At 62.2% G+C, this 19,649-nt stretch carries 18 protein-coding genes and 1 riboswitch; of the genes, 9 read left to right on the top strand and 9 right to left on the bottom strand.

Annotated elements, in window-relative coordinates:
* The first annotated feature begins 30 nt into the window (after positions 1-30).
* Positions 31-2,082, top strand: coding sequence for a TonB-dependent receptor (locus tag OSW16_RS12965; RefSeq protein WP_267823689.1), 2,052 nt, complete (start codon positions 31-33; stop codon positions 2,080-2,082).
* A gap of 42 nt (positions 2,083-2,124) precedes the next feature.
* On the opposite strand, the gene OSW16_RS12960 is transcribed toward OSW16_RS12965, so the two are convergent.
* The 5 genes from OSW16_RS12960 to OSW16_RS12940 all read right to left on the bottom strand — a co-directional run bounded on the left by OSW16_RS12960 (position 2,125) and on the right by OSW16_RS12940 (position 8,086).
* Positions 2,125-3,144 (bottom strand): FecCD family ABC transporter permease, encoded by a 1,020-nt coding sequence (locus tag OSW16_RS12960; RefSeq protein ID WP_267823687.1) that lies wholly within the window; start codon positions 3,142-3,144, stop codon positions 2,125-2,127.
* A complete protein-coding gene (locus tag OSW16_RS12955) occupies positions 3,141-4,109 on the bottom strand; it encodes an ABC transporter substrate-binding protein (RefSeq protein WP_267823685.1) in 969 nt (322 codons plus the stop codon). The genes OSW16_RS12960 and OSW16_RS12955 overlap by 4 nt, the downstream gene beginning before the upstream one ends.
* On the bottom strand, positions 4,106-4,891 hold the full coding sequence (locus OSW16_RS12950) for an ABC transporter ATP-binding protein (protein WP_267823683.1): 786 nt from the start codon (positions 4,889-4,891) through the stop codon (positions 4,106-4,108). The genes OSW16_RS12955 and OSW16_RS12950 overlap by 4 nt, the downstream gene beginning before the upstream one ends.
* Positions 4,892-4,938: 47 nt before the next feature.
* Positions 4,939-7,077, bottom strand: coding sequence for a TonB-dependent receptor (locus OSW16_RS12945; RefSeq protein WP_418942151.1), 2,139 nt, complete (start codon positions 7,075-7,077; stop codon positions 4,939-4,941).
* Between the two features lie 108 nt (positions 7,078-7,185).
* A riboswitch (cobalamin riboswitch) is annotated at positions 7,186-7,394 on the bottom strand.
* 212 nt (positions 7,395-7,606) lie between these two features.
* A complete protein-coding gene (locus tag OSW16_RS12940; protein WP_267823679.1) occupies positions 7,607-8,086 on the bottom strand; it encodes an NUDIX domain-containing protein in 480 nt (159 codons plus the stop codon).
* A 145-nt stretch (positions 8,087-8,231) separates the two neighbouring features.
* Between OSW16_RS12940 and OSW16_RS12935 the strand changes: the two genes are divergently transcribed.
* The 4 genes from OSW16_RS12935 (at position 8,232) to OSW16_RS12920 (ending at position 11,981) form a co-directional block, all read left to right on the top strand.
* The gene (locus OSW16_RS12935) at positions 8,232-9,560 is read left to right on the top strand and encodes an SDR family oxidoreductase (protein WP_267823677.1); all 1,329 of its coding nucleotides are present in this window, start codon (positions 8,232-8,234) and stop codon (positions 9,558-9,560) included.
* A gap of 81 nt (positions 9,561-9,641) precedes the next feature.
* Positions 9,642-10,181, top strand: coding sequence for a type 1 glutamine amidotransferase domain-containing protein (locus OSW16_RS12930; RefSeq protein WP_267823675.1), 540 nt, complete (start codon positions 9,642-9,644; stop codon positions 10,179-10,181).
* Between the two features lie 454 nt (positions 10,182-10,635).
* Complete coding sequence (locus OSW16_RS12925) at positions 10,636-11,331, top strand: 3-oxoacid CoA-transferase subunit A (RefSeq protein ID WP_267823673.1); 696 nt, start codon at positions 10,636-10,638, stop codon at positions 11,329-11,331.
* A gap of 8 nt (positions 11,332-11,339) precedes the next feature.
* Complete coding sequence (locus OSW16_RS12920) at positions 11,340-11,981, top strand: 3-oxoacid CoA-transferase subunit B (protein WP_241806915.1); 642 nt, start codon at positions 11,340-11,342, stop codon at positions 11,979-11,981.
* 168 nt (positions 11,982-12,149) lie between these two features.
* Here OSW16_RS12920 and OSW16_RS12915 read toward each other — a convergent pair whose 3' ends face one another.
* Positions 12,150-12,527 (bottom strand): VOC family protein, encoded by a 378-nt coding sequence (locus tag OSW16_RS12915; protein WP_267823670.1) that lies wholly within the window; start codon positions 12,525-12,527, stop codon positions 12,150-12,152.
* Between the two features lie 198 nt (positions 12,528-12,725).
* On the opposite strand from OSW16_RS12915, the gene OSW16_RS12910 reads away from it, so the two are divergent.
* A complete protein-coding gene (locus OSW16_RS12910; protein WP_267823668.1) occupies positions 12,726-12,917 on the top strand; it encodes a hypothetical protein in 192 nt (63 codons plus the stop codon).
* 33 nt (positions 12,918-12,950) lie between these two features.
* Here OSW16_RS12910 and OSW16_RS12905 read toward each other — a convergent pair whose 3' ends face one another.
* From OSW16_RS12905 to OSW16_RS12895, 3 genes are all read right to left on the bottom strand, one after another.
* Positions 12,951-13,184 carry a hypothetical protein gene (locus tag OSW16_RS12905; RefSeq protein WP_241806912.1) on the bottom strand — a complete coding sequence of 78 codons (234 nt, stop codon included), beginning with the start codon at positions 13,182-13,184 and terminating at the stop codon, positions 12,951-12,953.
* A gap of 88 nt (positions 13,185-13,272) precedes the next feature.
* Positions 13,273-14,895 (bottom strand): methyl-accepting chemotaxis protein, encoded by a 1,623-nt coding sequence (locus OSW16_RS12900; protein ID WP_267823665.1) that lies wholly within the window; start codon positions 14,893-14,895, stop codon positions 13,273-13,275.
* 205 nt (positions 14,896-15,100) lie between these two features.
* A complete protein-coding gene (locus OSW16_RS12895; protein ID WP_241806910.1) occupies positions 15,101-15,907 on the bottom strand; it encodes an outer membrane protein OmpK in 807 nt (268 codons plus the stop codon).
* A 644-nt stretch (positions 15,908-16,551) separates the two neighbouring features.
* Here OSW16_RS12895 and OSW16_RS12890 point away from each other — a divergent pair.
* From OSW16_RS12890 to OSW16_RS12880, 3 genes are all read left to right on the top strand, one after another.
* Complete coding sequence (locus OSW16_RS12890; protein WP_241806909.1) at positions 16,552-17,565, top strand: ABC transporter substrate-binding protein; 1,014 nt, start codon at positions 16,552-16,554, stop codon at positions 17,563-17,565.
* A 39-nt stretch (positions 17,566-17,604) separates the two neighbouring features.
* Positions 17,605-18,630, top strand: a complete 1,026-nt coding sequence (locus tag OSW16_RS12885; protein ID WP_267823662.1) for an aromatic ring-hydroxylating oxygenase subunit alpha — start codon at positions 17,605-17,607, stop codon at positions 18,628-18,630.
* Positions 18,631-18,696: 66 nt separating this feature from the next.
* Positions 18,697-19,551 (top strand): ABC transporter ATP-binding protein, encoded by an 855-nt coding sequence (locus tag OSW16_RS12880; RefSeq protein ID WP_267823660.1) that lies wholly within the window; start codon positions 18,697-18,699, stop codon positions 19,549-19,551.
* The last annotated feature ends 98 nt before the right edge of the window (positions 19,552-19,649 follow it).

Here is a 19,649-nt window from a genome sequence, read left to right as displayed (position 1 = left end):
CTGCCCGACTGTCTGACCAGGAAACCTTCCATGCCTGCGTTCCGTTGCACCGCACGCGCTGTCCTGCCCGTGCTCGCTTTGTTCAGCCTCAGCCCCCTGTCGCTGGCCGTTGCCGAAACTCTGCCTGCTGAAAACTCCACCCTCACCCTTGGCGCGGTCAACGTGACCAGTACCGAAAGCGGCCCGCTGGCCACCAGCAGCGTGCTCAGTTCGGTGGACATTCTGGGCGGTGACATCCTCGAAAAAATGCCCGTGGCCTACAGCTGGGAGCTGTTCAGCCGCGCGCCAGGGGTGATGCTCACCGAGTTCAACCAGGGCACCACCTCAGGCAAATTGTCGTTCCGCGGCTTCAATGGCGAAGGCGAAGTGAACGCGGTGAAGTTGCTGATCGATGGCATCCCCAGCAACACCAATGACGGCAACATGCCCTTCATCGACTCGGTGTTCCCCATGGACATCGACAGCATCGAGGTGGTGCGCGGCACCAGCGACCCGCGCTATGGCCTGAACAACATCGCCGGCAACGTCAATATCAACACCCGCACCGGCGGCAACTACAACAAGGCGCGCCTGCGCTACGGCAGCTTCAACACCCGCGAGGTGCAACTGGCCAAGGGCATCGAGACCAGCAACTGGACGCAGAACTACTTCTTCGCCCGCCAGCAGGTCGACGGTTACCGCGACCATGCCGATACCGAACGCTACAGCTTCGGCGGCAAATGGTTCTATACCCCTGACGATGGCAGCTATCGCCTTGGCCTGATCGCCCGCCACTACGAGTCCGAAGCCCAGGAGGCCGGCTACCTGACCGAGGATGACGCCCGCCATCATCCGCGCATGAGCAATGACTACAACGCCACGGACAAAGGCACGCGGCGAATGAACCAGGTCAGCGTGCACTTCGACACCGACCTGGCCGAAACGCTGTCCTGGTCGGCCAAGACCTACCTCAACACCTATGACGACCGTCGCTGGACGCAGTACTGGCGCACCAGTTCACAACAGGAGCGCGACACTTACGAGGATCAGTACGGTGCCATTACCTCGCTGACCTGGCGGCCACAGGTGGACTGGCTGCATGCGTTCGCCCTTGAAGGCGGAAGCGATGTGCAGAAACAGCAGAACCGCAGCGAGCGATACCGCACGATCAATCGCGTGCGGCAGGCGCAGACCCGTGACCAGGACTTCGACTTCAACACGGTCGGGGCCTATGTGCAGGCTGAAATCGAGCCAGTGGAGTCGCTCAAGATCGTGCCGGCCTATCGCGTCGACAAGATCAGCGGTGACTTTACCAACAAGATGACCGGGCTGGACTCGGACATCAACGACTACGGGCTGATCAAGCAGCCCAAGCTCAGCATTGTCTATTCGCCGTGGAAGTTCGCCAGCGTTTACGCCAACTGGGGCCGGACCTTCCAGGTCGGGACGGGCGCTGCAGCCTACAAGGTGCCGCCGCGCAACGAGGACCTGGACCCATCGATCAACGAAGGCTGGGAAACGGGCGTCAAGTTCACCCCGGCCAGCTGGATCGATGGCCGCGTGGCTTATTGGCGTCAGGACGCCTCTGGCGAGGTGAGCCGTCGCCTGAACGACCCCAGCGGGGAGTCGGACAACGTTGGTGAAACACGCCGCTGGGGCTATGACCTGCAGGTCAACCTGCACCCGGACGAACGCACTGAGGTGTGGATGTCCTACTCCTGGCAGTACTCCAAGATCCTGGAGCCCAGCAGCGCCTTACCAGGCAGCAAAGGCCAGGAAATCGATCACGTGCCCCACCATCTGTGGAACACCGGCATCAGCTATCAGGCTACCCCGAAGCTGCAGCTGACTGCCTGGGCGAACGGGCAGACCAACTACTACCTGGAGCGGGAGAACACCCAAGGTACGTATGGCGGCTACGTGCTGATGAACCTCGGCGCCACCTACAAGCTCAGCGAAACGCTGAGCGTCGACCTGCAACTGAAGAACCTGACCGATCGCTACTACGAATACGTCTGGTACGACCCGGACGGTGCCGATGCATCGCTGCACTCCCCCGGCGACGGTCGCGCCCTGTATGCGGGGCTCACCGTCGACTTCTGACGCAAGACACGGCAAGCGACCAGGCCGTCGCTTGCCGTGCTCTCAACGCTTGAGCAGCACGATGAAGAACAGCCCACCCAAGGCTGCAGTGGCAATGCCAATCGGCAGGTCCTCCGGCGCGATCAGCGTGCGCGCAGCCACATCCACCCAAACGATGAACAGCCCGCCGAGCAGCGCGCTGACCGGCATCAACCGCCGGTTTTCCGCCCCCACCAGCGCACGCGCCACGTGCGGCACCATCAGCCCCACGAAGCCTATGGCGCCCGAAAGCGAAACCAGCACCCCTGTCAGCAACGACGTGCAGATGAATACATGAAGACGCAGGCGGCGGCCGCTGAACCCCAGGCTGATCGCGGTCTGCTCTCCGCTCATGAGCGCGTTCAGGCCACGCCCCATCACCTGTAGCACAAGCAACCCAAGCAACACACACACTGCCGGCAAGCCGATAACGCTCCAGCGCGCCGCGCCCAGCCCACCCAACATCCAGAACACCACCGAGGCTGCAGCATGCTGGTCAGCGGTGTACAGCAACAGGTTGACCAAGGCCATCAGGACGAATGACACCGCGACACCCGCCAAAAGCAGGCGGTCACTCTCCATGCGCCCTCCACGCCTGGCCACGGCGATAACCAACAGCATGCTCGCCGCTGCCCCCACAAAAGCTGCCAGGGGCAGGCTGAACACGCCGATGAATTCGCCGAGGTACAGCATGACCAGCACCGCGCCCAGCGCGGCGCCAGAGCTCACGCCCAGCAGGTGCGGGTCGGCCAGCGGATTGCGCGTGACGGCCTGCAGGGCGGTACCCACCAATGCCAGCCCCGCGCCTACCACTACCCCTAACAACACACGCGGTGCGCGGATCATCCAGACGATCTGCGCCTGGCTGTTGCTCCACGCTCCCGGAAGATCGACGCCCAACTGCTGGGCAACGATCCCGAACACATGGCCCACCGGGACCGAGGCCGGGCCGAATGCCAGAGCGATCACTGAAGAAAGCACCAACAGCACAACCAGGATCACGATCAGCCAGCGATAACTCCCCGGGCTGCGCCCCCAGGTCATGGTGTTGCCTCCTTGAACAACGCCGGATGCAACGCCCGCGCGATCTTCGCGACGGCCTCGGCGTTTTCCACCGAAGGGGTGACTTGCAGGTACGTCAAGGGGACAAAGCGCTGCTCGCGTATGGCCCGCACATCCTTCAACGCAGGTTGGCGCAACAGGAAGTCGCGCTTCTGCTGCCAGGTTCTAGGGCCGTAATCGACGATCAAAATCACTTCAGGGTCGCGTTCCACCACGCTCTCCCAGTTCACCTGCGTCCAGCTGGCCGCCACGTCCTGCATCACATTCACGCCACCGGCAGCATCGACCAAGGCCTGCGGCATGCCCAGGCGCCCCGACGTGGTCGGCCGGTCTTCACCGCTGTCGTAAAGGAATACCCGTGGCCGATGCTGCGCCTGAGCTACCCGCCTGCGCACCTCGGCAACCTGCTGGCGCATGTGCGCCGTGAGGGCTTCGGCTTGCGGCTCGACACTGAAGATGCGGCCCAGATTGCCCAGGTCGCGGGAGACATCATCGAAGCTGGCGCGTTGCTGGGGCATGACCCAGGAGCACGACTCGCTCAGTTCATAGACCGGGATCTCAAACGCTGCCAGCGTTGCGGGCGTGACCGGGCCACCCACGTGCATGCCGTAGTTCCAGCCAGCGAAGAACAAGTCGGCGTCTATCGCCAGCAAGGTTTCGATGGAGGGGTAACGACTGGCCAGTTGCGGCACGCCCTCCAGCGCATCATCGATCCATGGGTCGCGGTGTTTGTGGCGGGTAAAGCCGGTGTAACCGACGATGCGCTCGCGCAGGCCCAGGTGCAACAGCATGGCGGTCATGTTCACATCGTGCACCACAACCCGCTGCGGCGCTTTGCTGAAACTCACCGAACGCTCACAACTGCGGATGTTCAATGGGTATTCACTGGCCGCGATGGGCAATGCCATCAGCAGAGACAACAGGCCGATCAAGGCGTAGATGTTCATGGCCGGGTTATCCAGGTAATGCGTGGGTAAGGATGCAGCGGGTGCGTGTCGATCAGCGCTTGCAGGCCGAAGACCTGCCACAGTAGCTCGACGGTCAACACCTGCTGCGGCGCGCCGCTGGCAATGATTCGCCCGCCGTCGATGACGTACAAGCGGTCGCAAAACGCCGCTGCCAGGTTGAGGTCGTGAAAACTGGCCAGGGTGCTCAGGCCCAGGCCTCGCAAATGCTGCAGCAACCCGAGTTGATAGCGGGGGTCGAGATGGTTGGTCGGTTCATCGAGAATGAGCATTTCAGGGCGCTGTACCAGCGCACGGGCCAGCAGCACTCGCTGCTTTTCACCTCCCGACAACGTGGCGAAGGTCCGTTCGCGGTAGCCGCTCAGCCCTACCCGTTCGAGCACCTCAGCGACCAGTTGCAGATCGTCGGCTGTGTCCCCTTCAAACAGCGATTTGTGCGGCGAGCGGCCCATGGCGACCACTTCGCCGACACTCAACCCGAACTCCTCTGGAAACTCCTGCAGAACCACGGCAATGCGTTGGGCGCACCAGCGCGGGTTGCGCTGCCACAACTCGACGCCGTTCAAGCTGACCTGGCCTGCGGTTGGCTGCGTAGCCCGGTAGGCGCAGCGCAGCAAGCTGGTCTTGCCGCTGCCGTTGGGGCCAATCAGCCCAACGAACTCTCCCTTGCCGACACACAGATCCACGGCGTGCAGCAACGGGCGTTGCCTGCCGCCTCGCTCAGGCACAGACCAATGCAGGCCGTCGATTTTCAGATGCATCATTGAACCCACTCCAGCAAGCACCGGCCCGAAGGCCGGTGGCGGCCCCGTCAGAAGCTGTAGTCAGCCGTCACGAAGAACGAACGCGGCTCGCCCAGGTACCACTGCAGGCCGTTGTTGTCTGTGGTGGTGGCGTACTGGCGGTCGAACAGATTGTTCACTTGCAGGCCCAGCGTGAGATCAGGTTGGACATGCCAGTCGACGTTGGCATCGACCACGGTGTAGCTCGGCACCTGCACGGTGTTGGCGTTATCGCCATAGCGGCTGTCGACATAACGCGCCCCTGCCCCGGCGCTGAAGCGCTGACCGAAGTCCTTGCTCAACCACAGGTTGGCCGAACGCCGCGGTACGTTGACGGGCCGGTTGCCACTGTAGTCGTTGCTGCCGCTGGCAAACTCGTCGTATTCGGCACGCACCCAGGCGGCGTTGGCTGAAAGCTGCATATCGTAGGGCAGGCGTAGCGCCAGCGTGACTTCGATGCCGTCCGAAGACTGCTGGCCGATCTGTTGCTGCACCGTCGGGTTGAGCGGATCGGTGCTGAGCAGCTTCTTCTTGACGATGTGGTAGGCCGCCAGGGTCCACTCGCCACGGCCCTCAGGCAGCATCTGCTTGATGCCCACCTCGGTCTGTTTGGCGGTGCTCAGGTCCCAGCTTTGTTGCGCGGCGCTGAGCGTCAGCAGGTTGCTGACGCCCTCGGTGCTGGTGGCGTACTGGCCGTAGACCGAGAGGTCCTGGCTAAGCGCGAACACCAGGCCCGCTCGCCAGTTGTCGCCATTCAGGCTGCGATCCGACCGGGTATCGGTATCCAGATCATCACGGTCCAGGTGCACCTGGTCACGCCGCACCCCGGTAATCAACGACAACCGCTCGGTAAGCTGCGTACGGTTTTCGGCGAACAACGAGAACTGCTTGGCCTGGTTGGCTTCGCGCGAGCGGTAGGGGTCAGTGCTGATGTAGTCGCCGCCACCCGAACCGGACAGCGGCACGGTATCGGTGTGGGTGTTGCCGAAGTCATGCTTGCGCACGAACCGGATCGAGTTGTAGTCGGCGCCGACCACCGTCTGGCTGTCCAGCCCGAACAGCGAATGCTGCAAGGTAAACGACTGGCGATCGCCGATCTGCTCCTGGACCTGCTTGATGCTGATGAAGTTGCTGCGCTGCACCTGACCACCCGGCAGCCAGGTATAGCTCTCGGCGTTGCGCCAGCGGCGTTGAGCCTTGAGGAAGTACAACTGATTGCTGGCGGTGAGGTTGTCGCTGATCACCCAGTCAGTGACCAGCCGCGTGGACTGGTCGTTGTAGCGGACCTCGGCGTTATCGACGTTGTAATTGTGGTCGCGTATCGACTCCTGGTAATGCCCGTTGACCAGCGGTGTACCGAAGTACTGCTGTGGGTCCTGATCACCGTAATCGTGGCTGAGGGTGACGCTGAGGTCGTCATTCGGTTGCCAGTGCAACGCGCCGCTGACGGCGATGCTTTCTGATTCACCGCGGTCGACCCAGCCGTTACTGGCAAGCTTGTTGAGGTTCAGTCGGTAGCTCAGCGTATCGGTCAGCGAGCCGCCGCTGTCCAGCGCCACCTGCCGACGATCGTTGGAGCCATAGCCCAAGCGTACATGGTTGCGCACTTCCCCATCGAAGGGCTTTTTCGGCACCACGTTGATGACCGCGCCCGTGGCACCCTCGCCATAGAGCACCGATGCCGGGCCGCGCAGCACGTCGATGCGCTCGACCGACCAGGTGTCCACAGGAAAGGTGACGGTGCCGGCGCCCACGTACAGCCGGGTGCCGTCGTACAGCTGCATGGTGGAGCTGTGCCCGGTAAACCCTCGGGCCGAGAGCGCCGTGCCGCCGTTGCCGGGGGTACCGATGAAGGTGATGCCGGGCGAGCGCGTCACTGCATCCTGGACGGTGTTGTTGTTGCGGGCTTGAATCTGCTCGGCGCTGATGCTGGTGACGCTCGCAGGCGTTTCCAGGGGTGTGAGGTTCAGACGCGAACCACTGGTGCTGGGGGTATGCAGATCCGGTGGGGTGTCTTGCCCGAGGGTGCCTGTAATGGCGGTAGCCGGTAACGCCAGTGCCTGGTCAACTTCGGCGCCGTACGCCGGGACGGTGATGAAAACACAAGGCACCAGGCTTGCACGCATCAACGTGCCTGGCAGAGAACTGAAAAGCGAGTAGCGGGACATATCTTTCCACTTGCAGCAGGAATGAAAGAATCCCGGAGGGAACAACGCATGGGGAACGCGCAGGCGCGCACGCCCACGGAAACCGGCCTGCGCCCGCCCACCGCGGGTTTGCCAAACTGTGCTTCAGGCCGGTCTCCGGGCTCGCGAGGGTCATGAAGCATTCACCTTCCCATGCCGAGGCACAGTGGTGTGTCGAATACTTCGCTCGCATACCGTTGCGGGGGCAGCGCCGGACTGATCATCGCGAGGATGACGAACCGGCTTCCCGTTTCACCCCATGCACGGCGGCAGGGGGCACCTGAAACAGGCGCGCAGATGACCATCAAAAACGGTTCAGGTCAACTGCCATCTTGAAGTAATGGCTTTGTCTGGAAATGAGCCGATGGGTTTGCACGCGCCGGGCACTTGCACAATCGGGCCGGATGGAGTGGCTGGCCTGTAACGTGGCGCGCCTGAAACAAGGAGATTCACCGGCTTAGTGCCCAACCCTCGGGCATCATTTGCCTAGCTACAGCGCTACCTTCTCCAGTCAAGCGACCAAGGCCGGAAGCTTGCGCGCCAGCAGTTCAGCAGCTGCGGGCCCTAGCCGGGACGGTCCCAGCTTGCGGCGCTGTACCCACTTGCACGCCACGATTTCGTTCTGCGGCACAGGCCGGTCTCGTTCATCGATCTGCAAGGTAAAGATGTGATGGACAATTCGACCGGCACGGATAGTACACAGCTGTACCAAGCGTTGCCGGCGGATACCCGTTTCTTCCTGGAGTTCACGAACGGCAGCACTGAGGGGGCACTCATGCGGCTTGACGCTGCCACCTGGGAAATTCCATCCACGCGATTTACGGCGCACCAACAACAGTCGGCCACTGCGAAAGCAGAGCACTGTTGCACGCGTCCGGAGCTTGCCAGGTGTCGACATCCTCACTCCCTTTTCCATTCTTGAGTGACGGTGGACCGCCTGAAGATCCGGCAAGTTCACGCCATCCGCATTTGGGCTCGTTGCCTTGCTCATGCCGCCTGCCATCTGCTCTGAACTTTGCTGCCTCTGCCGGCTTCAGTTGCTTAGTCACTCCTCATTGGGGCTTGTGCCTCGCAGAGTCCGACGAACACAGCAAACGCCAAGCGATCGCTGGCCTTTGACCGAAGGGGTTCGAACCATGATCGATCAAGCGACAGGCATGAAACCAGGCGAACGCTACAGCGTGGAGAACGTCGAGCGCGCTCATCAGTTCCCTGGTTTCTTTCAGGACGGGAAGTATTACCTCGGCGCTGAGCTGCTCACGGCAGTAGGCTGGCTCGAAGGGACGAAATTCCTCTATGACAGCCTGGATGCGCAGGGTGAACCCGTTTTCCCGGACCGGGTGGCGGGCACCATCGAGGGCATGAAGCTGGTGCTGATCGACGGCACGGCCCTGCAGCTCTCGAAGATACCCGCCAGCGCCACCCTCGCACCTACCGCGGACAACCTCGAGCAGGCCCCAGAACCTGCCCAGCCTGCAGCCCCTACCCCGTTAAAGGGCCCGTTGCGTGGCAAGGTCGTGGTCATCACCGGCGCTTCCAGTGGTATAGGCAGGGCCGCGGCGCATGCATTCGCTTGCACCGGCGCGCGGTTGGTGCTCGCTGCACGCGATGAGCAAGCCTTGTTCGATGTGCTGGATGAGTGCACCGACTGTGGCACAGACGCCGTGGCGATCGTCACCGACGTTACCCGCAGCGACCAGGTGCAGGCGCTGGCCACACAGGCTGCCGAATTTGGCCACGGACGGATCGATATCTGGGTCAATAATGCCGGCGTTGGCGCGGTGGGCAACTTTGAGCAAACACCGCTGCAAGCACACGAACAGGTCATTCAGACCGACCTGATCGGTTACCTGCGTGGCGCCTACGTGGCCCTGCCCTATTTCAAGGCCCAACGCAGCGGCATTCTCATCAACACCCTGTCACTGGGAAGCTGGATCGCCCAACCCTACGCGGCGGCCTATTCGGCGAGCAAGTTCGGCCTGCGCGGGCTGACCGAGGCGCTGCGCGGCGAATTGACCGAGTTCCCGGACATCCACGTCTGCGACATTTATCCAGCGGTCATGGACACCCCGGGCTTCAGGGATGGTGGCAATTACACCGGCCATGCGCTCACACCGCCCGGGCCGATCTACGACCCGCAGCAGGTAGCCAGGGCCATGGTGGCCAGCGCTATTTCCCCTCGCGCCCACACCACCGTTGGCACTGCCGCCCGCCTTGCCCACCTGGCGAGCTACCTCGTGCCGCGCCTGGCGCTGGTCACAGGGTGGCTGACACGCAGGGCGTTGAACCGCAGCCCCAGTGCACAGATCACCTCTGGCAACCTGTTCGAGCCAACCAATGACCGGCGCAGCGTGGAGGGCGGCTGGAAATCCAGCAACGGCAACATGACCCTGTGGGTGGTTGCGGCAGCCGTCGGTGTCATCGCCGGGCTCGCCGCCACCCGCTCGCCACGCAGGCGCCGCTAAGCACACCGCTGAGCATCGAGCAGGAACTTTGCTCGCCATGGCGGGCCCCTATTGAAGGTTTATTGGTAAAGGAGATCAATGATGAATGCACAACTGAGCGGTAAGCGCGTGGCGTTTCTGGTCACTGAGGGCTTCGAGCAGGTGGAACTGACCGGCCCCCGTGAGGCTTTGGAAAAGAGCGGCGCGGTGGTCGACATCCTGGGTGAGAAAGAAGGTACGGTCCGAGGCTGGAACCATGACAAGCCCGCCGACGAATTCACCGTGGATACGACTTTCGACAATGCCCAGGTCGATCTTTACGATGCCCTGGTGCTGCCCGGCGGCGTTCAGAACTCCGACACCATTCGCTTGATCCCTGGCGCGCAACAGCTGGTCAAAAGCCATGACGCTGCCGGCAGACCCCTGGCGGTCATCTGCCACGGTGCCTGGTTGCTGATATCGAGTGGGTTGGTCAAAGGCAAGCGGATGACCAGCTACAAGACCTTGCAGGATGATATTCGCAACGCCGGCGGCACGTGGGTAGATGAACAGGTGGTGGTCGATGGCAACCTGATCAGCAGCCGCCAGCCGGACGATATTCCTGCCTTCAACGAGCAATTGATCAAAGCCGTGGCAGGCTGAGTTCCGCCCAGCTGCCCTGCGCGTGAACAGCAGTGTTTGCTGTTCTGCTCACGGTCAGCGATAACGGCGCGAGCTGTGGTGTGTTCGGCCTGGTCCACTATCACAAGCCACTGCCTGCGCCGGGAGCGCGTCCAAGGGGAATGGCCATGACCGTCGAAGGCATGGCCTTGGTCGCACGATTTGGATTACCCCGGAAAAACTTGCGCAGCGCTAGCCCACCACCGTTGATCGACGGGGCTTTGGCACTGACCACATCGGCAACAGCCCCGCCCGCAGATCGCACAATGGTTCGATAATCGCACACCATCCGCTTACCCCCTCTCTACTTGTGCCCGATCTTGCGGCACGCTTAGCACATGCAGCAAACATGTCCCAAGCGCTGGCTGGCCCCCTGTTCAAAGGGCGCGCCAGGCAGGCCCACAACCCATACTCCAGGAACAACCAGGAGCTCGCTTTGATCAATAAAACATATGAGTCCATCGCCAGCGCGGTGGAAGGAATCACAGACGGGTCGACCATCATGGTCGGTGGTTTTGGCACTGCCGGCATGCCGTCCGAGCTGATCGATGCGCTGATCGATACCGGTACTCGCGACCTGACCATCATCAGCAACAACGCCGGCAATGGCGAGATTGGCCTGGCCGCCCTGCTCAAGGCCGGCAGCTTGCGCAAGGTGGTCTGCTCCTTCCCACGCCAGTCCGACTCCTACGTCTTCGACGAACTGTATCGGGCCGGCAAGATCGAGCTGGAAGTGGTGCCGCAAGGCAACCTGGCCGAACGTATCCGTGCAGCAGGCTCGGGCATCGGTGCATTCTTCTCGCCGACCGGCTACGGCACGCTGCTGTCCGAAGGCAAGGAAACCCGCGAGATCGATGGTCGCCAGTACGTGCTGGAAATGCCGTTGCACGCCGACTTCGCGCTGATCAAGGCGTACAAGGGTGACCGTTGGGGCAACCTGATCTACCGCAAGGCGGCGCGTAACTTCGGCCCGATCATGGCCATGGCGGCCAAGACCGCCATCGCTCAGGTCGACCAGATCGTCGAACTCGGTGAACTGGACCCGGAACACATCATCACCCCGGGCATCTTCGTGCAGCGCGTGGTCGCCGTTACCGGCGCTGCTGCTTCTTCGATCGCCAACGCTGTCTGAGGCCTGCCATGACCATTACCACAAAACTTTCCCGCACCCAGATGGCCCAGCGTGTGGCCGCAGACATCCAGGAAGGCGCGTATGTGAATCTGGGCATCGGCGCGCCAACGCTGGTGGCCAACTACCTGGGCGACAAGGAAGTGTTTCTGCACAGCGAAAACGGCTTGCTGGGCATGGGCCCGAGCCCCGCGCCGGGCGAGGAAGACGATGACCTGATCAACGCCGGCAAGCAGCACGTGACCCTGCTCACCGGGGGTGCGTTCTTCCACCACGCCGACTCCTTCTCGATGATGCGTGGCGGCCACCTGGACATCGCCGTTCTGGGCGCCTTCCAGGTGTCGGTCAAAGGTGACCTGGCCAACTGGCACACCGGCGCTGAGGGTTCGATCCCGGCCGTAGGCGGCGCGATGGACCTGGCCACCGGCGCGCGCCAGGTGTTCGTGATGATGGACCACCTGACCAAGACAGGCGAAAGCAAGATCGTGCCTGAGTGCACGTACCCGCTGACCGGTATCGGCTGCGTCAGCCGCATCTACACCGACCTGGCCGTGCTGGAAGTGACCTCCGACGGCCTGAAAGTGGTAGAGATCTGCGCTGACATCGACTTCGACGAGTTGCAGAAGCTCAGTGGCGTGCCGCTGATCAAGTAAGCTGCTGCCTGTATCCGCCTGGCGGCGAAGGGGCCGAGAAGCCCGTTGCCGCCGTGGCGCCGTCGTACTGCGATAGACCAGCCCGCCTTTTCAGCCTTCTGCGCCCGCTTGCCGGGCGCGCCTCTCGCCACGCTTGGTGACGCCTGCATCGCCCACTGCCAGCTTGAGTCACAACTGCTCGGAAATCTCGATCAGGTTGAGATCCGGGTCGCGCACGTACACGGAACGGATAGGCCCGGTCGCACCGGTTCGCTGAATCGGCCCCTCGATGATCGGCCAACGCTGACGTTCCAGCTGCGCGATGACCGCTTCCAGGCTGACACTGGCGATGAAGCACAGGTCCAATGCGCCCGGAACAGGCAGATGAGCTTTGGGCTCGAACTCATGCCCCCGCACATGTACATTGATCTTCTGATTGCCGTAGCAGAACGCCAAGCGTCCTTGGCCGAAGGTTTCCAGGCGCATGCCGAGCACGCGGCCATAGAAATCTTTACATGCATCGACATCGACGGTGGTCAGTACCAGGTGGTCCAGATGGTCAATCACTTCGCGATCTCCGGTTCTGTTGGGGTCTTGGTGACGCGCAAAACGTTCCCTGGCAACTTTTGAAGGGCCCGCTCTGCTTTAGTTGCTTTCGGAAGGAACGTTTTACCCACTTGACCACTCCATGTACCGCATCATCATTGCCAGCCGCGACAAAAACGCAGTGAAGGATCCTGCGCATGTTCCATGGAGAGGAAGATCATGAGTGTCACCCTGAAATGCCTCACGTGCGGTGGGCAAGATTTGGTAAAGCCCGGCAGGCTCCACAGAAAATCGATTGTCACCTGCCGGGAGTGTAATGCCATCGCTCAGTACGGGGACCTGGTGGAAGCAGCGGGTCGGCGGTTGCTCGCCGAGCTTCAGCAGCAGTTGGCCGGCTTGAAGGCAGGCTGAGCAGCCTGCACGCGCGCAACCCGCCGACCACGCTTACTCGCCTGGATGTACTTCGACTTGGGTTATCTCAAGCGATTTGGCCTGCTGCAGAATCTCCGTCGGGGAGGCATCTGCAGCTGGCATCACCAGGCTGTTTTCGCCATCCCCGTAATGCAACACAATCAAATGCAACGCGGCTTCATGAAGCGAAAGCCCGTGCTGTTTGAGCTCGAAACGGTGATCACGCGGTTCGCCCTTGAACAGGTACGTCAGGTTGTACGTGTGCATGCTGACCTCTCTAGTGCTGGATAGGTAAATATCCTGACCAGTGGGTCAGCATATGGTTCGACTCATGTCGACCATCATCCCTCGGTTGTCAGAGCTGAAAACGCTTCATCATCCCGTTCAAGCCGATCGACAAGCTGGCCAGCTCCTGGCTCGCCGTGCTGATCTGGTCCGCGCCCTCAGAGGTCTGCACGGCAAGTTCCCGAATATTCAACAGGTTACGATCGACTTCTCGAGCCACTTGTGCCTGTTCTTCAGTGGCACTGGCCACCACCATATTGCGCTCATGGATCGTGGTCGCACCATCGGTGATCTCATCCAGTGCCTGCCCGGCCAACTCAGCCACCTGCAGGGTATGCCCCACCTGCTGGCTGTTGCTGTGCATCGACTCCACCACGCGCGCCGTGCCGCTGCGAATGGCGTTGATCATTTCCTCGATCTCCAGTGTCGAGGTCTGGGTACGCGCTGCCAGCGCGCGGACTTCATCTGCCACCACGGCAAAGCCGCGCCCCGCTTCACCCGCCCTCGCCGCCTCGATCGCGGCGTTGAGCGCCAGCAAGTTGGTCTGCCCGGCAATGGCGCCGATCACATCGAGCACCTTGCCCACTTCCTGCGACTGCACCGCCAGCGCTTCGATCTGCCGCGACGCCTCATGTACATCCTGGCTCATCTTGCCGATCGAACTGATCGCCTCGCCCACCCGCTGACGACCGCGCCGCGCCGCGTCTTCGGACTGACGGGAGATTTCCGAGGTGCTCACGGTATTACGCGCCACCTCTTCCACCGCCACGCTCATCTGCGTCACGGCAGTCGCCGCTTGCTGGATCTCGTCGTTCTGCCGGTTGAGGTCGCGGGAGGTTTGCTGGGTAATCGCCGACATCTGTTCACTGGCCGCAGCCAGCTGATGGGAGGAGTCGCCGATCAGCCGCAGGGCGTCCTTCAGGCTGGCCTGCATCGCCGCCAGGGCATGCATCAACTGGGTCGCCTCGTCGCGGCCAGTGGCATGCACGGTGTGGGAAAGGTCGCCCTGGGCAATGTTCTGTGCCACGTCGATGGCTTCACGCAGCGGGCTGACGATACTACGGGTCAGCAACCAGGCAAGGCCAATGGTCAGCACCAGCACCAGGCCAAGCACACCGAAGGTCAGGTACAGGGCACTCTGGTACTCAGCGCGGGCGTGGGCGGTGTGCTGTTCGGCGGTGTCGCTGCTGAACTTGACCAGGTTGTCGTATAGCTCACCGATACGGTTGGAAATGTCCTGCATGGCGCCACTAAGCATCGTCTGCATCTGGGCTACCTGGTTTTGCTCGGACAACGCCTTGTACTGGTCGAGCAGCACACGGTATTCGTCGATCAGGTGCTGCATCTCGGTAAAGGCCGGTTTGCCCGCCGCTGGCAATACTGCACCGTAGCCCTCTACACCCTTGTCGAGCAGGCCTTTGAGCACCTCCAGGCGCGCCAGGGTCGGTGCCAACTGCGCGGGCTCACGGGCGATGGCCATGCGCATGGTGATGATGCGCAGGCCCAGCATGTGGCTGCGCACTTCGCCCAGGTAGCGGGTGCCGACGTTGGTCACCTGCTCGGTATACACCACCGCTTCGCGCATGCTGGAGATCTTGTTGATGGAAAACAGCCCGAGCACTACGACCAGTGCAGCGATCAGGCTGAAACTCAGGTAAGAGCGAGTAGCGATGTTGAGATGGCGCAGGCGCATGGGGGACGTATCCGGATGGCAGTGGGATGTACTACCCATTACGTTCGGCATGTCGATCAGAAGGTTGAGTGCATAAAGGGCGTTAGCGCCCGATAATCGAACATTATCGGTTTGGCGCTCGTGAGCATCGAGCGCAGCCCGTGCTGCGCTCGATGCAATACTCATTTGGAAACAACGGGATACGTCACAGTCCTAATATGTTTTCTCAGAAATGCGCCTTGACCAGTACACTTACTGCATTCTGATCCGTCGGGAACCCGTGGCTGTCCTCGATCCCATACTTGTCCGACCAGTAATCCCATTCGAGCCCCGCATACAACCGCTTCGGCGTGTGCCCGAGGGCCTTGCCGACGTCGTATTTGACCTGCGGATTGAAGTGGAAGCTCTTGGCCACGTAATCCGACGTACCCTTGCTGCCCACGTCATTCACGTACCACTCCAGGTAACCATCGAACAGAATGTCCGACCGCCCCAGCGGTAGGGTCATCGCCCAGGTCGGGTTGATCTGCCATTGCCCTGACGCCTTGCCGGTAATCCCGTCGGGCTTGCGGTAATAGGTATTGAGCGAAAAGCGATCGAACCCCGGGATCGTCAAGTCCACGGCAGGCCCCAGCAGGTACTTGCGATTACGCCCCTCGCCACGCTCGTAGGTGGCGGCGATCAGTACATCCTTGACGATGCCAAAGCGCAGGTTCTGTCCGCTGACCTTACCCAGCGATAACCGCGGAGAGAATTCACCGTAGTAGGTATGGCCGTCATTGCCCGACAACCCGTTGGACCATTTGTTGTCGACAAACAGAAACACATCCCCCCAGCTCCAACCGCTGGCGTGTTCGAAGGTGACGGTCTGCTGGATGTCGTTGCCGGTGCCGTCGACTTTGTAATTGTGGCCATAGAGGTAGCTCAGGCTATTGTCGTACCACATCAGCGGGCCGGCCTGGGCGCCGGAACTGGCCAGGGCACAGAGGGGCAGGAAGCAGTAGCTAAGGCAGGCAAGAGGGGTGAGTTTCATGGGCATCCCTTGGGTCGAGGTCGGTGAGGTTCACCAGCAAGGGATTCAGCGGACGGACCTCTCCTCTGGCCACGTTGCAAACCGTGGCGCCACCCTTGCCGGGTGTGCGGCGTGCTGCCGCCAGAGCAATGTCCCATGCCATATCTGGCACTGACCGCTTCTACTCGACTGTGCCATAGCAGGGCGCGTGCCAACTGATCGAATACAGTCTAGTTCGGTGATTGTGGCCAATTTCGTGGATTACTGAGTACCAGACCCCCAAGGATTGCGCACTCTAATGGCGCCCGGCAGTCCTGCCCTGCACCTTCCCGGATCACTGTCCTGCCCTCGCAACACCTACCTGCACCTGAACAGCCCGTTTTTGGCGGTTGCCGCACATTGGCACGCTTCTGGCTTGAGCTGCCTTCGAGTAGAAGCGGTCAGTGCCAGACATGGCATGGGGCATTGCTCTTGCGCCTTGGAAAGGGCGTACATCCGAGCGGATGATTTGCACGAGGCCTGCCGGCCCTGGGCAAGTAGAGAAGTGTCAGCCGTGGCTGCTGCATGCTGTGCACCCCTCCTCTTGCTGCGTTCTGTCTCCGCTCGGTCCTCGCTGGCGTGTTCCCGAACACCTGGCGCATTTCGAATCGAGGTGGAGAACAATCATGAAAAACCGCTTTGCTTTGACTTACCCGCTTCGCTCGCTGCTTGGCGCAGCAGTGTTCAGCAGCGCCTCCCTGGCCATGGCCAACGACAAAGTCGTGTTGCTCACCTCTTGGTACGCCCAGGCAGAACAGGGCGGCTTTTACCAGGCCGTGGCCGATGGCTTGTACGAAAAAGAAGGCCTGGATGTGTCCATCCGCATGGGCGGCCCACAGGTCAACGGCATGCAGTTGCTGGTCAGCAAGCAAGCCGACTTCATCGTCAACTACGACCTGCAGATCCTCAAGAGCGTGGAGCAAGGGCTGCCGGTGGTCGCGGTGGCTGCACCCTTCCAGGGTGACCCGCAGGGCTTGATGACGCACGCCGATGTCAACGGCCTGGACGGCCTGAAGAACAAGCAGGTGCTGGTCTCTACGTCCGGCCAGCAGACCTGGTGGCCCTGGCTCAAGGGCAAGTACCAGCTCGAGGACAACCAGGCACGGCCCTACACCTTCAACCTGCAGCCCTTCCTCGCCGGCGCCGACACCACCCAGCAGGCCTACGCCAGCTCGGAACTGTTCCAGGCCATCAAGGCCGGCCAGAAACCCAACTTCTTCCTGTTCGCCGATGCCGGTTACCCGCCCTACGGCTCCACCGTGGTCACCCGCCAGGACGTCATCGACCAGCATCCCGAGCGGGTCGCCGGTTTTGTCCGCGCCTCGCTCGAAGGCTGGAAACGCTACCTGGCCAACCCCGCGGCGGGCAATGCGCTGATCAAGCGCGACAACCCCAACATGAGCGATGAACTGCTGGCCTGGGGCGTCTCGACGCTCAAGCAATACCAGCTGGTCACCGGTGGCGATGCTGCCAGCCACGGCATCGGCACGATGAATGACGCCCGCTGGCAAGCCACCCGCGACTTCATGGTCCAGGCCGGCCTGCTCGGCGCCGCGGCCCCTTGGCAGAAAGCCTACACCACTCGCTTCGTGCAAGGCCTGAATGTGCAGCCCGACACCGTCCAGGCGGCCAGCCGCTGAGCCTTGTAACAACAACCCACACCGTGAGGAAACTGGATCATGCTGGTCACCAAACAACCTGTATTGCGACGCTTCTGGTACGCCCTGCTGCCCATGACGGCGCTGGACGACGGGCCACAACCCTTCACGTTGCTCGGTGAAGCCCTGGTCCTCTGGAAGCGCCCCGACGGCACCCCGGTAGCGATGCGCGACCGTTGCTGCCACCGCACCGCCAAACTATCCAAGGGCTTTGTCAGCGAAGACGGCAATATCGCCTGCGGCTACCACGGCTGGGAGTATGACTGCAGCGGCGCCTGCGTGAAGATCCCGCAGAACCCCACGGGGGCGATACCACCGGGCGCAGCCGTCAAGGCCTACCATTGCCAGGAAAAGTATGGCTATGCCTGGGTCGCGCTGGACGATCCGCTGCAGCCGATCCCCGACTTCCCCGAAGACGGCGCCCCCGGTTACCGGCGTATCTTCCAGTTCTATGAAGAGTGGAAAACCAGCCCGCTGCGGGTAATGGAGAACTCGTTCGACAACTCGCATTTTTCCTTCGTGCACAAAGCCAACTTCGGCCTGTTCGACCAGCCGCAACCGGCCAGCTATGACTTTCGCGAAACCGACTACGGCTTTGAAGCCGAGACCCGCGTGCCCATCCGCAACCCTGAAGAAAGCTTCGCCATTACCGGCACCCGTGCGCCGATCACCGAGCGCCACTTGGTCAACCGCTACTACCTGCCATTCTCCCGCCGCTTTGGCTGCATGTACCCGGACAGCGGCATCCACCACATCATCTACAACTGCGCCACACCGATCGATGACGGCCGGCTGATGCTGGTGCAGTGGCTCTATCGCAATGACAGCGAGACCGACTGCCCGACCCAGGCGCTGATCGACTGGGACGCGGCGATCACCGCCGAAGACCGTGACATCCTTGAGGCCACCGACCCGGACGCCTGCGTCGATACCCGGCGGCGTGTGGAGCTGCACATGCCCTCGGACAAGCCAGGCCTGGTGATCCGCCGGCAACTGCTGGGCCTGCTCGAAGCCCACGGCGAAAGCGAAGTGTTCGCCAGCCACTGACCGCCTGTTCGGCGCCCCGGTGTGCCGGGGCATATGCAACCGCTCATGACCTTATGGGAGAGCGCCATGTTGATGCAGACCCTATCCGAAACCCGCGCCCAGCTGCAGGCGCCACCCAACGCCGACGCGTTGGGTGGCGATACGCCGCTGTTCGCCAACCAGGTCGAGAAGACCTACAGCAACGGCACCGTCGCCCTGCACCGCGTCAAGCTGGCGATCCAGCGCGGCGAGTTCGTGTCGTTGCTGGGCCCGTCAGGCTGCGGCAAAAGCACCTTGTTGAAAATGTTCGCCGGCCTTGAACAACCCTCGGCAGGCCACGTGCGCTGGTGGGGCAAGGATGCCCCAGGCAGCGAGCCATTGGGCACCGGTGCGGGGCGTAGCCTGGCGATGGTGTTCCAGGAGGCGACCTTGATGCCCTGGGCCAAGGTGCAGGACAACGTGCGCCTGCCGCTTGACCTCGCCGGCATGCCCAAAGCCCACAGCCAGCCCAAGGTACAGGCGGCGCTGGAGCTGGTTGGCCTGGGCGCGTTCGGCCAGGCCTACCCCCGCGAGTTGTCGGGCGGCATGCAGATGCGCGCATCGATCGCCCGGGCGTTGGCCACCGAACCCAACCTGCTGTTGATGGACGAGCCGTTCGGCGCCCTGGACGAGTTCACCCGTAACAAGCTCGACAGCGACCTGCGCCAGCTCTGGGCCCAGCGCGACCTGACCGTGGTGTTCGTCACCCACAGCATCTTCGAGGCGGTGTACCTGTCATCGCGGGTGGTGGTGATGGGTGCCCGACCCGGGCGGGTGATCGCCGATGTGCCCATCGACGGCCCGCTGCAGCGGGATGAGGCCTACCGCACCTCCCCCGCCTTCATCGCCCAGTGCGCCCACCTGTCCCGGCTGCTGGCCCAGGCCAACGGCGAGCCTGCTTGAGCGCATAACTTCAGAGCACAACATGAGAGCCCTGACATGAGTCGACCCTCTACTCCCTGGCTACACAACCCCACGGTGCTGCGCATCGCTTCGCCGCT

This window comes from Pseudomonas putida (assembly GCF_026625125.1).
GTDB lineage: Bacteria > Pseudomonadota > Gammaproteobacteria > Pseudomonadales > Pseudomonadaceae > Aquipseudomonas > Aquipseudomonas putida_X.
The sequence above is the reverse complement of the archived record's forward strand: the minus strand, read 5'-3'. Positions and strand labels throughout refer to the sequence as shown.

Excerpts from the sequence above, each read along its gene's own strand:
- OSW16_RS12920 (WP_241806915.1), top strand. The coding sequence starts at position 11,340 with ATGACCATTACCACAAAACTTTCCCGCACCCAGATGGCCCAGCGTGTG.
- OSW16_RS12905 (WP_241806912.1), bottom strand. The coding sequence starts at position 13,184 with ATGCACACGTACAACCTGACGTACCTGTTCAAGGGCGAACCGCGTGAT.
- OSW16_RS12960 (WP_267823687.1), bottom strand. The coding sequence starts at position 3,144 with ATGACCTGGGGGCGCAGCCCGGGGAGTTATCGCTGGCTGATCGTGATC.
- OSW16_RS12950 (WP_267823683.1), bottom strand. The coding sequence starts at position 4,891 with ATGATGCATCTGAAAATCGACGGCCTGCATTGGTCTGTGCCTGAGCGA.
- OSW16_RS12910 (WP_267823668.1), top strand. The coding sequence starts at position 12,726 with ATGAGTGTCACCCTGAAATGCCTCACGTGCGGTGGGCAAGATTTGGTA.
- OSW16_RS12930 (WP_267823675.1), top strand. The coding sequence starts at position 9,642 with ATGAATGCACAACTGAGCGGTAAGCGCGTGGCGTTTCTGGTCACTGAG.
- OSW16_RS12945 (WP_418942151.1), bottom strand. The coding sequence starts at position 7,077 with ATGTCCCGCTACTCGCTTTTCAGTTCTCTGCCAGGCACGTTGATGCGT.
- OSW16_RS12955 (WP_267823685.1), bottom strand. The coding sequence starts at position 4,109 with ATGAACATCTACGCCTTGATCGGCCTGTTGTCTCTGCTGATGGCATTG.
- OSW16_RS12895 (WP_241806910.1), bottom strand. The coding sequence starts at position 15,907 with ATGAAACTCACCCCTCTTGCCTGCCTTAGCTACTGCTTCCTGCCCCTC.
- OSW16_RS12885 (WP_267823662.1), top strand. The coding sequence starts at position 17,605 with ATGCTGGTCACCAAACAACCTGTATTGCGACGCTTCTGGTACGCCCTG.
- OSW16_RS12900 (WP_267823665.1), bottom strand. The coding sequence starts at position 14,895 with ATGCGCCTGCGCCATCTCAACATCGCTACTCGCTCTTACCTGAGTTTC.
- OSW16_RS12965 (WP_267823689.1), top strand. The coding sequence starts at position 31 with ATGCCTGCGTTCCGTTGCACCGCACGCGCTGTCCTGCCCGTGCTCGCT.
- OSW16_RS12880 (WP_267823660.1), top strand. The coding sequence starts at position 18,697 with ATGTTGATGCAGACCCTATCCGAAACCCGCGCCCAGCTGCAGGCGCCA.
- OSW16_RS12940 (WP_267823679.1), bottom strand. The coding sequence starts at position 8,086 with ATGAGCAAGGCAACGAGCCCAAATGCGGATGGCGTGAACTTGCCGGAT.
- OSW16_RS12890 (WP_241806909.1), top strand. The coding sequence starts at position 16,552 with ATGAAAAACCGCTTTGCTTTGACTTACCCGCTTCGCTCGCTGCTTGGC.
- OSW16_RS12935 (WP_267823677.1), top strand. The coding sequence starts at position 8,232 with ATGATCGATCAAGCGACAGGCATGAAACCAGGCGAACGCTACAGCGTG.